Raw genomic sequence first — 16131 nt, 5'->3', positions numbered from 1 at the left:
TGTTAAGCGATTAGCGTCACTTGTGCCTCGCCTATTTGTAAGTCTTCAGACTTACGTTGTTTTCTATGTCTAAGTCTGAAGACTTAGAGTTAGTTAGGTCCAAGTCACCGCTACGCTCAAGACTTGAACTATGTTCATATTTTAATTCTTGATCAATTTACTGGTCACTGTTTTAAAATTGTTGCGCAAGGTAACGATATAAACACCTGTAGGCAAGTGTCTTATATCAATTCGCACTTCCTGATCTTTTATTTTTTCCGACATCATGTGCTGGCCCGACATGTTGCTTATTGTAATTTGCGTATCCGGGCTCGCTGTCCGGATTCTGAGTAAACCTGAAGCAGGATTAGGATAAAACAGCATCCCTGTCGATTGCACATCTTCATCTATGGCGGTGATAATCTTCAAAAGCTCATCAGGAGGTGGCGGTAATTGCACATCGGTATAAATGATGAACTCTCCAGGCTCCAGCTCCAGCGATTGGGTAGTTGCGGATACATTCAGCGCGTGCCCTCCGGCAAAATAATGGTACCATTTTCCATTATGCGGGAACGCTGCGTTAACGGTTTTTGTGGCAACATCGAAATTAGCCACTATATAAACGTTCATTTGATCAGAACTGGCCGGTGTGGTAGTATACGGATCATTTTTCAATACTAACTCCTTCACCAGGCCATCCTGCCCCAGGGTGACGTCAGTTGTTTGAAAAATTCTATAGGTATTTTTCAGCTTGATGATCTCAGCTACCGTAGCCTGCAGGAGCATACGCTCGTCATTGTGATTGTAATCCAGCCCTTCCGCATCATTCCATGGCACTGGCTTGGGCGAAACGCGGCAATCATCATTGATAGCACCATCCGGGCAGGTATTGATGGATTTGTCATACCCAACTTCACCAAACTGCCATAGCATTTTTGGCCCTGGAATAGTGTAGAACAGTGCTGAAGCTGCTTTTATTCGGTCGAGCGCTGTGTTCAACTCCTTCACCGAATATGTTCCGGATACATTGCCGTATTGCAGGTTTTTATACATCAGGCGCTCTTCATCGTGGCTTTCCATATAGGTGATCAGGTGTGGAGATGACCAGCCTCTGTTACCGTAATACCCCCAGGAAATGCTGGAATCATCAGCATATCCCATAGTATTTTGGTTATAGGCGTGGTTGAGATTGCCCCATAACATCATTCCGTAATCAGCGAGCTCTTTTTCCTCGGTGTTATCAGCAAAATGTTCCAGGATAACATATGCATCGGGGCTATGCGACCAGATATCATCAGCCATACGTTTAAGCAAAGCGATACGGGAGGCATCATAGCTGCTCCATGCGCCTACATCGCCACCGGAATTCTTCTGGGTAAACCCTTTGGAAAGGTCAAAACGGAAGCCATCTACCTTATATTCATTAAGCCAGTAGTGGTTAATACTGTCTAACAGGTCCTGGGTATAGGCGCTTTCATGGTTATAATCAAAAAATACATTGTACGGATGTTTGGCATCGGTGTTGAACCAGGGGTTATCTGCCGTTGGCTTGGAATTGTTAAAGTCGAAGTACATCAAAGCATATGGTGCAGGGATGTCGTTGTGGTTCATCGCTATGTCAAGGATCACAGCAATCCCTTTTTCGTGCGCCTTGTCCACGAACTCTTTGAACTTGTTTTTGGTCCCATAAAATTTGTCGGGCGCAAACATAAAAGTAGGATTGTACCCCCAGCTCTCATTGCCGTTGAACTCCATTATAGGCATCAACTCAATGGCATTTACTCCAAGGTCCTCCAGGTAAGACAGGGTGTCGATCAGGTTTTGGTAGTTCTCTTCACCATTGGCAAAGAAGTCGCGGATAAGTAGTTCGTAAATAATCAGATCTTCTTCGGCAGGCATGGTGTAAGAAGTGGTTTGCCACTGGTATGCTGTCTGTCCGGTTTGCAATACTGCAAGCCGGTTGTAGTACCACTTATCTCTTTTAGCGGCTTCGGGATAAGCTTTTAGGTCAGGGTAGGTGTTGGCGGGAATGTACTGATCATCGGGATCAAGTATTTTGTCGGCATAGGGATCCGCAACATAGAGCTCTTCATCCACAAGGTATTGAAAAGCGTACTCCTCTCCTGCTGTTAGTCCGCTGATCTCCAACCAGAACAATTCACTATCTTTCTTCATCTGATAGGCAGGGTCTATTTCCCAGTTAGTAAAATCGCCCACCACATAAACGGAAGACTTCATGGGCGCCAGCAGTGCCAGCGTTGCTTTGGTAGGGTCATCGGGATCGTAATTGATACCTTTAATCACTCCGGCAGGCTTGTCTGCCACTTCAGTAGTACTTCTGACGATGAAAGTAAACTCATCTGTGGCTGTCGTGGTGCCGTTATCCGCTATTACCTCTACAGCATAGCTTCCGGACGCACCGGCTACTTCTGTGTGAGCGATGGTCGTTGTACCTGTGGCTGTGGCTACCTCCACACCATTAATAGTGAGGCTGAAATCTGCATTTTCAGAGGCTGAAGCCGCTATTTCCACGTTTTCTCCCACATTTACAAACAATGGGAATGAAGTCGGAGTTGTAAAGTCTACTTCAAAAGCACCGCTTGAAATGTTTACAAAGTAATCAGACGTTTGTCCATCACTCCAATCCTGTCCTTTGAGCAGCAGGCCGATTTGCTCGAATTCGGAAGCTGGTTTGCCAAAGAAATCAGTAGGTGTAAAAGTAATAGTATACACATTCGGATCACCGCCAGACCTTGTGGCCAGTGCAGCGCTTTGAGCGCTGGTAGCAGGGTTGACATTGGTAGGCGCATCGCAACTGCCGGTACAGCCCTGGCTGATCCAGGTCCAAACCCAGACATCGTCAGTATAGCCGTCCAGTCCGGTGCCGGATGCATCAATGGTAAATGTGATGGACTCGTCTGCTTTTGGAAAAGCAGGGTCGGTGGTGACCTGTGACCATGCATTGGTAAAGAAAAAGCCAAGAATAAAAAGTGTGCTGTAAAGCTTTTGCATAAGTGGTGTGGTTTGTGAAAAGCGAGTCATTTCGATCAGGACGTACCCTGACCGAAATGACTCATTATGATTACTTCAGAAACCGATATTCTCCGGTTCCACTATTAAAGAACACGATATACGTGCCGGCTTCAACAGGTATATTTGGTCCGTTCTGAGTGCTAACTCCCGATGGGAAATCTGATGCTCCCCAATTCACTCCCCAATCATCATCAGCCCTGAATTTTGCTTCTCCGTCTGTGAGTACGATCTTACCTGACCACAGATATGGGTTAGCAGGATTTTGAATAAGATCCGTATCAGCGCCCCAGCCTTCTGCTGTTGCATCGCCTATAACTCCAATTGTGCCATATGGTGCCGAATTAGCAGTATTCATAAAAGAATATTCCCCGGTTACATCATGGAAACGTATGAAGTAGGTACCAGCCTGAATCTGTATATTAGGACCATTCTGTATACTGAATCCTGATGGGAATGTAGCATCTCCCCAATTAACATCCCAGGCATCATTTGCTCTAAACTTGGCTTCTCCATCGGTTAACGTAATTGTACCAGTCCATAAATGTGGGTCGATATTGTCTTGAGTAAGGTCTGTATCACTGTCCCAGCCTCCTGAAGTCGCGCTACCGATTATCCCAACAGTAGCGTGAGTGTCAGCAGTTAATTGCGTGAAGCTGTACTCACCGGTCCTGTCATTGAAGGTTACTTGATAATAACCTGCTGTGGAAATAGCAATATCGGGTCCTCCTTGAGTTCCTGTACCAGACGGGAAGTCAGAACCGCCCCAATTGATATCCCATGAATCCGATGCTCTGAATTTAACGGCACCCGTATTTAAATAAAGTGTTGCCGTCCATAGTGATAAGTCAGCCGGATCTGCTTTTCGCATATCGGTATCATCATTCCAACCTCCGGAAGTCGCGCTTCCTATTAATCCAATGGTGCAAAAGTTGCCGCACTCGCTTAAAATCTTAAACCTCACATATTGTACACCTGGAGAATACTCAAAGTTATCCACAGATCCTACCACCCTCCAATTCAAACCATCTGTATATTTGATAGCTTTTAATACACCTTGTAGCTCAAGATGGGTAAATGAAAGCGATGCGTCTCCACCATCATTATCCGATAATATTTCATAAACCGGTTGTGAAAAATCTCCACCTAAAGTATCAAATTGTACCGTAAAAACTACCGGAGCCCCGCTCACTGAGATAGCATCTTCCCAAGTGAACTGAATTAAATCAGCACTTGACGGGTCAATATTCACTTTCTCATTCTTCTCAGGAGACAAATAAGCAAAATCAGTGACCCCTTCATCAGAGACAGTCAGGCCTAATTCAAAGCTATTGGTTGCACGTACTTTATTTGTTCCTTTGTTGTTCACCGTTTTTGCTTCAACAGTCCAAATGAACTCACTTGCACCCGCCTGTTCTACCACCTCGATCAGTTGACCGTATGTTATTGTCACCTGATTATTGATACCCTCTTCATCGGAGGCAAGAGATAGTAAAGGTGATGAAAAGTCTCCGCTCTTTTTGTCTAACAAAAAAGTGTATGTAGGATTACTTCCCAATCCTGTCTTGGCCGCCTCCCACTCTACAACCACTTCTTTGTCCGCCAGACCTTCGTTGAGCATCAGCGAGGAGAAATTGGCAGGTGTTTCCAGCTTAAACTCGGAAATATGTTCCCCCAGGCCTATATTATCCTCAATCGGGTCTTCCCGTTCACAACTCATCACTGCCAGAGCTGCCATCAAAAAGAGCGCTATTTGTTTAATATTTTTGATCATGATCTTCTATTTTAGGTCCAGAAATTCGTATGAAAACTCATCTGATTGCACTTCATTGTTATCCTTGCTGATGAACCTGTATTTAATGGATACAATGTTATCAGCATTGAATGTGAACTGCGGCAGAATACGTGTGTAGTGAATACCATCTCCCTCATTGACAGCATCTTTGGTAACGGTATCCCCTACCTGTCCTCCGTCACTGTCAAAAGCGGTAATACTCACTTCGAAATCAGCCAATTCATACTTCAGATCAAGGTTTTCCGCCAAAGTTTGGTCCAGGTATAATGTTATTACATCGTTGGCTGTAGCTTTGGTTGGAAATTTACGATCAACGGTTGGTACAAAAGTTAATGGCTCTATGTCCAGTAGATAGTCTGCTGTTTGTCCTTCACTCCAATCTGTTCCTTTGGCCAGCACCCCTATCTTCTTCATTTCAGAAGGAGATTTATCAAAGAAATCAACCGGGATAATAGTAATGGTAAAGACATTCGGATTCGACTCGCTCTGAGTCATTTTAGCATCGGCCGTTGCACTACTGGCAGGGTTAATATTAGTAGGCGCATCGCAACTGCTTGAGCACCCCTCAGCTATCCATGACCATAAATAAATATCACTCTTTCCTGCTAATGACGTCCCTGTCACATCGAAAGTTAGTGTTACGGCATCCTCGGCAGTAAACGAAGCAGGATCTGAGCTGAACGATTGAGCAAAGCTTTCTAAGCCTATCCCCAACAGAAAGATTATGTATATTAATTTCTTCATCTTTAATTCTGTTTTTTTAGTTTGTACTCATAGGTGATCACTGGCTGCAGGGCGTCTCCCTTATCCTCATAGCGGATCACTTTCAGCGTTAGTATACCCTCTCCTATACTTGCAAAGGAGCCAATTCCTATTTCCATTTGCTGCCCTCCATTCTTAAAGATCACCTCGCTGGGGTATTCAGCATCATCGGTCTCCCATTGTCCTGCAGTCATTCCAATGACGTTAGGAGCTGTTCCGGCATCTACAGCAAAGCTATTATCAACATTCAGCACGATCTCAAGATCAGTAAAGTTGAATGCCGAAGTGATATCCTGCTGCTGTGCAAAGAAGGGGAAACCCTTTCTCACAGCATCGTTATCTGTTTGAGTTACCTGAGTTACCTTCCAGGCGCCTGTCAACTGCTGTACCCTGTCCGGTCTATCACCTAGTGGCGGAAATTCATCCGGGGTACAGGATATGATAAGTGCTAATCCTATTACGATTATTAATAAATTCTTCATCTTGCTATATTTTTTAGTTACAACCCCCTTCAGGGTTCATCTCAAAACCTTTAACGGCCTGTTCGGAAGCGGGAAACTGAAGTACCATTCCATTGCAGTCCCATGGTGCATTCCTGATCAAAACAGCCTCTCCGAGTGTGCCTCTTCTCTTCAGCTCATGCAGGCGATAGCCTTCACCTCCGAATTCAATCCTGCGCTCTTTACGGGCTTCGGAAATGATAAGACCCGCTGATGATCCGTCTGAAAGTAATGCTACTCCTGCCCTGTCCTTGATCGTATTCACATAATCAATAGCAGTACTCAGATTCTGATTAAGCTCTGCATACGACTCTGCGGCTATCAGCAAAAGTTCCGTCAGGTTAGTCAGCGAAACGTTCATGTAATCGCGGTTGAACTTGGTAAATACTTTTGAGCCTCCAATATTTTCAACCCAGGCGCTACGCTCTCCACCGCTCGAATTAACCAGTGAAAAGTAGTCGTCAGAAACCAATAAAGTAGGTACTGCCGCCCTCGAATCATACATACCTTTGAAATTACCGGCACGGTTGTCTTCAAGGCCTGTACTGATCAGCGTAAAGATCGATTCACTGGAAACACTGGTGCCGTACCTGCTATTAATATCATCAGAGAAAGTAAAAGGCCCGTTCTCGATAACATCGGAAGCATAAGCTGCAGCCTGAGCAAAATTATTCATCTGGAAATAAACTTTGGCCAAATAAGCCTGGGCCGCATAAGTAGTAGCATAATTACCGTTTTGGGCCGGCAACAGGTCCACCGCATCTTCCAGATCTGCAATGATCAGATCATAGGCAGCATCTACAGAAGACCTGACATCGGTCTTGATCTCAGCGCTGCTTTTTACAACAATCCCGAGATGTGAATTATCGGCAGTGTATCCCGCCGGTTGTGCAAAATGACGCACTAAAGCAAAGTGATTGATCGCTCTTAAAAACTTAGCCTCTCCTTCAAATCTATCCCTTTGATCCTGGGTAAGATCCACATCATCGATACCTTCAAGGATGGTATTCGCCCTCAGGATGGCAATGTAAGGTTGTCCGTAATACCCTCCCACATCAGAATTAAAGAAGTCGGTACTTCTGTTGTATACCTGCACCAGGAATCCGGAGTTTCCAAGAATAGTGACGTTATCAGCCAGCAATTCTGAAAATCGCTGATTATTGCCATTAAATACGTTGGCAGTAACGTCATAGGTGGAGTTAAGCAACTGCTGAACATCGTTGGCTGATTCCAGCGCATCTTCAGCAATCACCTCATTGGATGGCAGATCATTTTCCAATAAGCTATCACACGACCAGCACATGAGGATGATCAGCAACCATATATTGTAATTAATTATCTTTCTCATAGCTGTTTGATTAGAATGATACATTTAATGTCACATTGTAAGCCTTCTCCTGAGGAGGAGTAAGATAGGTTACGTTAGGGCTCAGGTTTCTGTCCGTTACGTTGTCAAAATCTCGTACCACTTCAGGATCCAGGCCCGGATATTCGGTGAATGTCAACAGGTTAGTGCCGGATAAGGTAATCTTGGCGCTGTTAAGGCCGATTTTGGATACCAGGTTGTTTGGCAGGGTATAACCCAATGAGATGTTACGCATTCTGAAGTATGTAGCATCATGTAAATACAGGTCTGTATTAAACCACTCCTTGTCGTTACCGTGCTCGGCGGGGCTCAATGTTACTTTCGGATAACGTGCTATATCACCTGGTTGCGTCCACCTGTCTCCAACGTCTTCACGTACATTCCAGTCAGACAAAAAGGTAAGCTGGCGCTTGGACGATGAATCATAGATATTACCACCAATGGTAAATACAAACAGCACTCCCAGATCAAAACCTTTGTAGGTGAATACGTTGTTGAAGCTACCGACTGCATCGGGAAGTACGTCTCCAACAGCTACACGGTCTCTTTGTTCGTTGTACTCATAAGTTTCATAACCATTGATATCCAAATATATAGGACGACCGTTAGCCGGGTCAACTCTTGAGAACCTTACCAGGAAGTTTGTTCCTACAGGAGAACCTTCAACAATTCTGGTATCATTTGTTCCACCACCCACAGCGTCTTCGGTGTAACCACCTATCGAAATCACTTCATTGTAGTTGTATCCAACATTCAGGGTAGAAGTCCAGGTAAAATTCGGTGATGTTATATTCTTTGAGGTCAGGGTAAAATCTACGCCCTCATTCTTGATTTCACCCACATTGTCCCAAAAGTTACCAAAGCCGTTGTACTGAGGCAGCGTAATGTTCATCAATACATCTTCTGTTCTTTTATGATAATAGGAAACCTCAAGATCCAGTCGCTCATTAAGTATTCCCAGTTCAAAACCAATATCTACACTTTTAGTTGTTTCCCATTTAAGGTCAGGATTATGTACTTTATTAGGGTAGCGAATAGGCTGGCCGTTATAAATACCGTTAGGATTAACCCCATAAGTACCAATCCATTGATTGCTTGGGAAGTTGGAGTTACCAGTGATTCCGTATGCTGCTTTTAGCTTTAAGAAGTCAACAAAACCCACATTATCCATAAAGCTTTCTTCAGAAAGCAACCAGGCTGCAGAGAGTACGGGGAAGAAACCAAACCTGTTGTTGGATCCGAATCGGGACGAGCCGTCTGTTCTGGCAGTACCTTGAATAAGGTACTTTCCTTTCAGAGAGTAATTTATCCTTCCGAAAAAACTCAAAAATGACCATTTGTCGTCATTCAGCCTGAAGAGGTTCTGAGGGTCTTGGGTTTCAGATGAAAAATTACCTTCATCCTTGAACTGAGTACTATTTACATCACTTCCCAGAAAAACCATGTTATTCTTACCGGAAGTTATCGACTGTTGGTATTCAGAGCCAACCAGAAATTTGAATTTGCTATCACTGGAAAGCTCGTAATCATATTCGGCAGTGGCGCTGGCATTGAAATTATCCACCCAGCGCACATCTCTCTCTGCCCTGTTTCTGGGGGTATCTCCTTCACCATCACCGTTTGTGTCAATGAAATCATTCCTTAATATACCAGACTCCCACTGATCATTTTTCTGATCGAGGTAGTCATAACCACCCGAGAGGGATACCTGCAGTTTTTCGATCGGACGGTATCTCAAAGACAATGTTGTAATGGAACGATCGTCAATGGTATAGCCCTGAAAATTGTCGTTAGTAAAAACAGGGTTCGCTACCGTTCTGGTAATGCCACGGAAATAAGTACCATCACTATTATGCACGGGGTAAACAGGCAGTGCCACCGACATGGCATCTCCTAATCCTCCCGTATAGGCTACCCTTACTCTTTCGTTGATACCTCTGCTCAGCGATGATGAAACACCTAAATCAAGGTTGTCGCTGATCTTGTAATCAATATTAGCCCGAATACTTAGTCTCTCAAATGAATTACCATCGATATAGGATTCATTTTTACCATACGAACCACCTACATAAGCGGTCAAATCTTTAAAACCAAAGTTGGCTGACAAGTTGTATGTCTGCTTAAAACCTCTTCTTGTCAATAAATCCCACCAGTCGGTATCTATTTGCTGATCGCGCAGCATATTTAAAGTAGCCAGGCGCTCTTCTGAAGAACTGCCTGCTGTTGTGTAACCCGGTACCCATACAGCTCCGGTGTTGCCGTCCAGTTCCCAGGCTTCCTGTCTTAGCTCAAGCCACTCTGAAGCACTTAAAAGCTTAGGTTTAGCCACAGCCTCAGACACACCTACTGTAGAAGAAAAATTAAAGGAAGGCTTTCCTGCCTTTCCTCTTTTTGTAGTAATAAGAATTACACCATTCGCCCCTCTGGATCCATAGATACCGGCAGCAGCAGCGTCTTTTAATATTTCAATAGATTCAATGTCGTTAGGGTTGATCGCGGCTAAAGGATTATTATTGAAAGCGCCATTTTGCCAGTTAGCTTCGGCCAGGAAATTGTCAGCAGTAATAGGAATACCATCTACAACATATAGCGGATCACCGTTGGCTGAAACAGAAGATATACCCCTGATCCTGATCACGGACCCCGAGCCTGCCATACCACTACTCTGGATCACCTGAACACCCGCTGCCTGACCTTGCAGGGCTGCCTCGAAACTGGGTACCTGAAGTTGCTGAAGCTTTTGTCCATCCACTTTGGAAATAGAACCGGTGATTTCTCTTTTTAACTGAGTACCGTAACCTACCACAACAACTTCGGCAAGTTGTGTAATATCAGCCTCCATTTGAATGTCTACAACTGAGCGGCCACCTACCGGTACCTCTTCTGTTAAATATCCCACATAGGAATACAAAAGTGTGGCACCCGATCCCACCCTGATCGAATAGTTACCATCCACATCGGTAACCGTACCATTGGTCGTACCCTTTTCGATGATATTAACACCGGGTAGTCCCAATTTATCCGCTGCATCCGTAACCTTACCTGACACAGTAATTTGCTGTGCCCAGGCTGCCGAGGTTAGGCAGAGGATCATAAAAGACAATAGTAGTTTGTGTTTCATAAGCCAATTATTAAAATATGATTATTTAAAGATTTCAGCATTTATTAACAATTATCAGCAAATGGCAATGAATGTAACTGGAAACGTTTGCAGCGTACTTTTCACTACGATTTTTTGACAAATCCTTAATCCTCGCTTAACCAATCTTGGAAAAATATTTATGGGGTCAAATTAAAAAATCGACTTTTTTCGGCTTTTTTTGATGATACCGTCACCGCAAACGTTTGCGTAAATTGACTCAAATTTTTTGATGTAATTTCTTGCTTATTTTAGGTCTTGTAAGGAACCATAAAAACATTTCATTTGTACTTTTTATAGAAATTCGATCTCTAATTGAAAAATAATTTCTAAATTGTAACCGAGTTTTAACATCAAATGGCTAAGGGCTTCACTTATGAAAAACAACCACGTTACCATTAAACATCTTGCCCGGGAACTCGGGATCAGTTCTTCAACAGTATCGCGTGCATTGAAAGATCATCCGAATGTGAGCCCGGAAACCAAGAAAGCCGTTACAGATCTGGCGGAAAAACTAAATTATCTACCCAACTCCATTGCGCTCAGCCTGAGAAGAAGTAAATCCAATACTATAGGTGTTATTATTCCTGAGATCGTGCATTTTTTCTTCTCTACAGTCATTAGTGGTATAGAAGACATTGCATATAATGCAGGGTATAGCGTAATTGTTGCGCAATCCAACGAATCGTATGAACGTGAAGTGATGGACACCCGCGCCCTTGCTAACCATCGGGTAGATGGCATTCTTATATCTATGTCACGTGAAACCACCGACTACGAGCATTTCGAGAGTATCCATAGACGGGGTATGCCAATGGTGTTCTTCGATAGGGTCTGTGATACGATCAACTGCAGCAAGGTAATAGTTGATGATTTTGACGGGGCTTTCCAGGTTACCCGCCACCTTATACAACAGGGCTATAAAAGGATCGCCTACCTGGCTGGCCCGGAAAACCTTATAATCAGCAAACAGCGTATGGATGGTTACTGCATGGCCCTTGAGCAATACAACCGGGCTTTTGACGAATCTCTGATAGTGAGAGGCCGCGCTGCTGATAGCGAAGAAACAGCTAAGGAGCTCACAGCCAAGCTACTGAATTCTCCCAACCCGCCAGATGCTATGTTTGCCATTAACGACAGGGCTGCACTAGGCGCCATGAAAGCTGCCAAAGAAAAAGGGCTAAAAATACCTCAGGACTTTGCTATAGCAGGTTTTAGCAACTGGGAATTTACATCAATGACTGATCCTGCTATCACTACAGTCGATCAACCGGGCTTTAAAATGGGCCAGGAAGCAGCCAAACTACTGATCCGGGAAATAGAGGCTGAAGAAGACGAAACTATCATTCCCGAAACCAGGATCTTGAAGACTGACCTTATTGTCAGGGGTTCTTCTTTAGTGAACGGACATCTTTAAATCGTTAATGGTTAATGGTTAATCGTTAATGGTTAATGGTTAATGGTTAATCGTTAATGGTTAATGGTTAATGGTTAATGGTTAATCGTTAGTTGGTTGAGTTTGATGTTTCCTGTTTCCAGTTTGATGTTTGATGTTTGATGTTTGATGTTTCCTGTTTCCTGTTTGATGTTTGTTCGTTAATAGTTATTGGTTAATGGTTATTGGTTGTGACAGTTAACAAACTTGAAACTATGAACTGTGAACTATGAACTGAAAACTAAGAACTGTGAACTAAGAACTAAGAACTGTGAACTGTGAACTGTGAACTGTGAACGATAAACGGTAAACTAAAAAAAGACCCTGAGGAAGCCCCCAGAGCCTTTTTACCATGAAAAACCCCGATTAATTATCTTTATATTATTCTCCTTCCGCGGGAGAGTATAGTCTGTGGTTACATTTTTCCCTGATAATATCGTATGCCTTTATATCACCCAGCTCTCCGGCTTTGCTCAGATCAAGGCATCCTTCCTGAAGCTGCCCAAATTCCAATCTTAAAATTCCCCTCAGGTAGTAAGCATCAACGTTTTTGGGCTTTAGTTCCAATATTTTCGAGCAGTCATTGATAGCATCCTGATATGCTTCGAGTTGCTGCTTTGCCTGTCCTCTTTTATAGTAGGCATCCAGGTTATTGGCATCCAGAGCAATAGTAGATGTAAAATCTGCAATCGCACCGTAATAATCCTGGAGTCTGTATTTGATATTTCCTCTGGCAAAAAATGCCTCTGCATATTTACCATTCTTCTCAATGGCTGTATTAAAGTCTTTCATTGCTCCATGAATATCTTCAAACGCCTCCTTGATCTTACCCCTCATGTAATACGCCTGATGATGATTAGGATCAACTTCTATAGCCTTGTTATAATTAATAACCGCCTGCATATATTCCCGCTCCTCGTACAGTTTTTTACCCTTTTCGGTAAACTCAGTAGCGGTTTGCGAGAATAAGCTGGTGGACAGACCTATAATACTCGCAAGGATCAAATACTTTTTCATTTCTAACTTTCTGGTGGATTCTCTTAAAGGAGGTCCCAAAAAGAATGCTAAAAAAGTGAATTGGATATAAATCAGTGAAATTGATCAAATATCGCAGGTGCCGCCTCCATTGCCTTCTTAAATTGTGCCGGATCTATTCCCAAACTGGGAGTTTTTTTCTCTAAATAAGACACGATAGTTTCGGTAGCAATGTTGCCTACCAGATCATCTTTAGCCATGGGACAACCACCATAGCCATTGATGGCTCCGTCAAAACGCCTGCAACCGGCCTCGTATGCGGCTTCTACTTTTGACAAAGCAGTCGAAGGATGGGAATGCAGGTGAGCACCAAATTCTACCTGTGGATATTGGCCTATCAGGTTGGTATATAGCATAGTAATATTGTCCTTATCAGAAACTCCTATGGTATCTGCCAATGAGATAATAGTGATACCCATGGTGACCAGGATATCTGTAAACTTAGCTACAACCTCAGCATCATAAGGGTCTCCGTACGGATTTCCGAAGCCCATTGAAATGTACGAAACGAGTGTTTTTTCGTGTTTGACGCACAATGCTTGCAAGTCATTCAGGGTGTTCAGTGCTTCTATGATCGACTTATTGGTATTGCGCTGCTGAAATGTTTCGGAGATAGAGAAAGGAAAGCCAAGATAGGTGATCTCTTCGAACCGCACAGCATCTTCGGCGCCTCTTAAATTGGCAACAATAGCGAGAAGTTTTGAATTACTTTTGTCCAGGTCCAACTGTTTCAGCACTTCAGCAGTATCCTTCATTTGAGGTATAGCCTTTGGAGAAACAAAGCTACCAAAATCAATAGTATCAAAGCCCACCTGGAGAAGTTGATTGATATAGCCGGCCTTTAATGATGTAGGGATAAAATCTTTGATGCCTTGCATGGCATCTCTGGGGCATTCAATTATTTTCATGGTCAGTTTTTAGTTCGCAGTTCACCGTTCACAGTTCACAGTTCTTAGTTCTCAGTTTTCAGTTTTCAGTTTTCAGTTTTCAGTTCTCAGTTCACAGTTTTCAGTTCTCAGTTCTCAGTTCTTAGTTCTTAGTTTTCAGTTCTTAGTTTTCAGTTCTTAGTTCTCAGTTTTTTCATTTTTAGTTACTTCGGCATCCTAACTGTCTGAGATTTAAAGCTATCGCTGCCGAGGCAACTCAAAAATACATGATGCGCTTATAAAAGAAAAAATGTTTATATTAGTCGGCTAAATTGTCAATTTATCTTTAATTGCTGTTGTAGTTGGCCCTGTTTTTTTAGTTTGTAGTTTAAACATGTTAATATCAACCTATGCCACTTACAGCTTTAACGGGTTCTCTCGGGGTAAAGCGTGCAGCGCATTTGCTTAGAAGAGCCACCTTTGGAGCGTCCAAAGAGCAAATAGATGAATTCGCAAGCCTTACAGCATCCCAGGCCGTTGCACAATTATTTGCCACTGACCTGCCCGATCCTCCATTACCTGTTGATACAGCCACCAACCAGGAATGGGTTATTTCCGGTGCAATAGAGGATGTCAACAGCGGAGACGATGAACTCCAGGAATATTTCAAAAGATGGTTTATTGGCCAGATGGTCGCCACTGGTGTGGCGGCAGATTTGAAGCTGTCGTATTCTTTAAGGGAAAAAATCACCTTTTTCTTACATACTCATTTTACCACCATGCAGGAAAAAGTGAACGACAGCCGGGCGCTTTACTTTCAAAATGCACTTTTCCGGATGTTTGCCTTCGATAAAGAAGACACAGAAGCAGATATAGAAAATGAAGATACGGGAATTGTCGAGACAGTGACCGTACCGCTTAATTTCAAAGAGTTGACTAAAAAACTCTGTGTGGACAATGCCATGCTGGTCTTCCTGGATGGAAGGCAAAATGTCAAGGGAAGTCCCAATGAAAACTATGCCAGGGAAATGTTTGAGCTCTATACCATTGGTCGTGGTCTTGAAGGCTCCCTCCCTCCTGCTACTGGTCAGGGCGACTACTTTAACTTTACAGAAAAAGATGTACGCGCTGCCGCTAATGTATTGACTGGCTTCGATTATGACAACACCTATACTAATATCGACCCATATACCGGACTGCCAAGGGGCCGTATCAAAGGGGGAAATATCGCTTCTTCTCATGAAAATAATTCCAATCTGAAAAAATTTAGCCATAGGTTTGACGAGGTCACTATAGATGCCGACCCCGCATTGCTCATGGGTGGTCAGCCAACAGAAGAGAGTGTGCTGGATGAGATCAGTCAATTGGTCGAAATGATCTATTCAAAAGAGGAAACAGCACGTCATATATGCCGTAAGCTATACCGCTTTTTCGTTTACTACGAAATCACAGAGGAGCTGGATAATACTATTATTGACGACATGGCAGCAACTTTTACGGCCAATAATTATAAGATACAGCCGGTGCTGGAAGAGCTGTTCCGGAGTGAGCATTTTTACGAGGCCTTATCGGGAGTTGATGACGACAAATTCGGTGGTATTATCAAATCACCCCTGGATCTTATATTGGGGACATTGCAGTTTTTGGAGATTGATCTGCCTGATTATGAAACTAACCTGGAAGACTTCTATATGATCACCGGCAACCTGCTGACTCAAATGGCACGACAGGGGTTAAACTTCTATGAGCCTTTTGAAGTAGCGGGTTATGTCGCCTATCATCAATACCCTGTTTATAACAGGAACTGGATCTCTACCAACTACCTGACACAGCGCTATAATTTCATGCGCGAGCTTTTCAGTCTCACGGAAGGATATCCTTATATCAACCTGCTGTCGTATGTGCGGGCAAATTTCGATGGCTCCGCTCCCGATGGCAAACAGTTGATCATAGCGTTAGCTCCCTACCTCTATCCTTTTGCTGATAACCTGGACTTTGAAGCAGATGGCGGTGACCTTACCAAAGAAAGGATCCGGTATTTTCTGCAGGCATTTCTTCAGTTTACCAGCTATGATGATAGTGCAGACGTAGATAGTACAAATGCTGCCTGGGCAAGCCTTTACTCTACTCCTGCCTCTTACCTGGAGGCCGGGGAATATTTGCGAAGGTTATTCAATGCCATGATGCAATCACCTGAATATCAATTATTTTAACGAGCATCAAC

At 43.5% G+C, this 16131-nt stretch carries 10 protein-coding genes; 2 read left to right on the top strand and 8 right to left on the bottom strand.

Going from position 1 to position 16131, the window contains the following annotated elements; translation table 11 throughout:
• Positions 1 to 141: 141 nt before the first annotated feature.
• From C900_RS00700 to C900_RS00675, 6 genes are all read right to left on the bottom strand, one after another.
• Entirely contained in the window at positions 142 to 2991 is a 2850-nt protein-coding gene (locus tag C900_RS00700) for an alpha-amylase family glycosyl hydrolase (protein WP_009577587.1), read from the bottom strand.
• Between the two features lie 70 nt (positions 2992 to 3061).
• Complete coding sequence (locus C900_RS27935; RefSeq protein WP_009577586.1) at positions 3062 to 4783, bottom strand: SusE domain-containing protein; 1722 nt, start codon at positions 4781 to 4783, stop codon at positions 3062 to 3064.
• Positions 4784 to 4789: 6 nt separating this feature from the next.
• On the bottom strand, positions 4790 to 5548 hold the full coding sequence (locus C900_RS00690) for a hypothetical protein (RefSeq protein ID WP_009577585.1): 759 nt from the start codon (positions 5546 to 5548) through the stop codon (positions 4790 to 4792).
• Between the two features lie 2 nt (positions 5549 to 5550).
• Positions 5551 to 6048 carry a DUF5004 domain-containing protein gene (locus C900_RS00685; protein ID WP_009577584.1) on the bottom strand — a complete coding sequence of 166 codons (498 nt, stop codon included), beginning with the start codon at positions 6046 to 6048 and terminating at the stop codon, positions 5551 to 5553.
• A 13-nt stretch (positions 6049 to 6061) separates the two neighbouring features.
• Positions 6062 to 7414 carry a RagB/SusD family nutrient uptake outer membrane protein gene (locus C900_RS00680; protein ID WP_009577583.1) on the bottom strand — a complete coding sequence of 451 codons (1353 nt, stop codon included), beginning with the start codon at positions 7412 to 7414 and terminating at the stop codon, positions 6062 to 6064.
• A gap of 10 nt (positions 7415 to 7424) precedes the next feature.
• Positions 7425 to 10553: a SusC/RagA family TonB-linked outer membrane protein gene (locus C900_RS00675; RefSeq protein WP_009577582.1), complete on the bottom strand. Its 3129-nt coding sequence runs from the start codon at positions 10551 to 10553 to the stop codon at positions 7425 to 7427.
• 394 nt (positions 10554 to 10947) lie between these two features.
• Here C900_RS00675 and C900_RS00670 point away from each other — a divergent pair, with 394 nt between their 5' ends.
• Positions 10948 to 11988 carry a LacI family DNA-binding transcriptional regulator gene (locus C900_RS00670; protein WP_009577581.1) on the top strand — a complete coding sequence of 347 codons (1041 nt, stop codon included), beginning with the start codon at positions 10948 to 10950 and terminating at the stop codon, positions 11986 to 11988.
• A gap of 399 nt (positions 11989 to 12387) precedes the next feature.
• On the opposite strand, the gene C900_RS00665 is transcribed toward C900_RS00670, so the two are convergent.
• The gene (locus C900_RS00665; protein ID WP_009577580.1) at positions 12388 to 13023 is read right to left on the bottom strand and encodes a tetratricopeptide repeat protein; all 636 of its coding nucleotides are present in this window, start codon (positions 13021 to 13023) and stop codon (positions 12388 to 12390) included.
• A 71-nt stretch (positions 13024 to 13094) separates the two neighbouring features.
• The gene (locus C900_RS00660; protein ID WP_009577578.1) at positions 13095 to 13949 is read right to left on the bottom strand and encodes a hydroxymethylglutaryl-CoA lyase; all 855 of its coding nucleotides are present in this window, start codon (positions 13947 to 13949) and stop codon (positions 13095 to 13097) included.
• 368 nt (positions 13950 to 14317) lie between these two features.
• Between C900_RS00660 and C900_RS00655 the strand changes: the two genes are divergently transcribed.
• Positions 14318 to 16120 carry a DUF1800 domain-containing protein gene (locus C900_RS00655; RefSeq protein ID WP_009577577.1) on the top strand — a complete coding sequence of 601 codons (1803 nt, stop codon included), beginning with the start codon at positions 14318 to 14320 and terminating at the stop codon, positions 16118 to 16120.
• Positions 16121 to 16131: the final 11 nt, after the last annotated feature.

The sequence above is a fragment of the Fulvivirga imtechensis AK7 genome, from assembly GCF_000331535.1.
GTDB lineage: Bacteria > Bacteroidota > Bacteroidia > Cytophagales > Cyclobacteriaceae > Fulvivirga > Fulvivirga imtechensis.
The sequence above is the reverse complement of the archived record's forward strand: the minus strand, read 5'-3'. Positions and strand labels throughout refer to the sequence as shown.

Coding starts and splice junctions, on each gene's coding strand:
- C900_RS00655 (WP_009577577.1), top strand. CDS start 14,318: ATGCCACTTACAGCTTTAACGGGTTCTCTCGGGGTAAAGCGTGCAGCG.
- C900_RS00690 (WP_009577585.1), bottom strand. CDS start 5,548: ATGAAGAAATTAATATACATAATCTTTCTGTTGGGGATAGGCTTAGAA.
- C900_RS27935 (WP_009577586.1), bottom strand. CDS start 4,783: ATGATCAAAAATATTAAACAAATAGCGCTCTTTTTGATGGCAGCTCTG.
- C900_RS00665 (WP_009577580.1), bottom strand. CDS start 13,023: ATGAAAAAGTATTTGATCCTTGCGAGTATTATAGGTCTGTCCACCAGC.
- C900_RS00670 (WP_009577581.1), top strand. CDS start 10,948: ATGAAAAACAACCACGTTACCATTAAACATCTTGCCCGGGAACTCGGG.
- C900_RS00685 (WP_009577584.1), bottom strand. CDS start 6,048: ATGAAGAATTTATTAATAATCGTAATAGGATTAGCACTTATCATATCC.
- C900_RS00680 (WP_009577583.1), bottom strand. CDS start 7,414: ATGAGAAAGATAATTAATTACAATATATGGTTGCTGATCATCCTCATG.
- C900_RS00700 (WP_009577587.1), bottom strand. CDS start 2,991: ATGCAAAAGCTTTACAGCACACTTTTTATTCTTGGCTTTTTCTTTACC.
- C900_RS00675 (WP_009577582.1), bottom strand. CDS start 10,553: ATGAAACACAAACTACTATTGTCTTTTATGATCCTCTGCCTAACCTCG.
- C900_RS00660 (WP_009577578.1), bottom strand. CDS start 13,949: ATGAAAATAATTGAATGCCCCAGAGATGCCATGCAAGGCATCAAAGAT.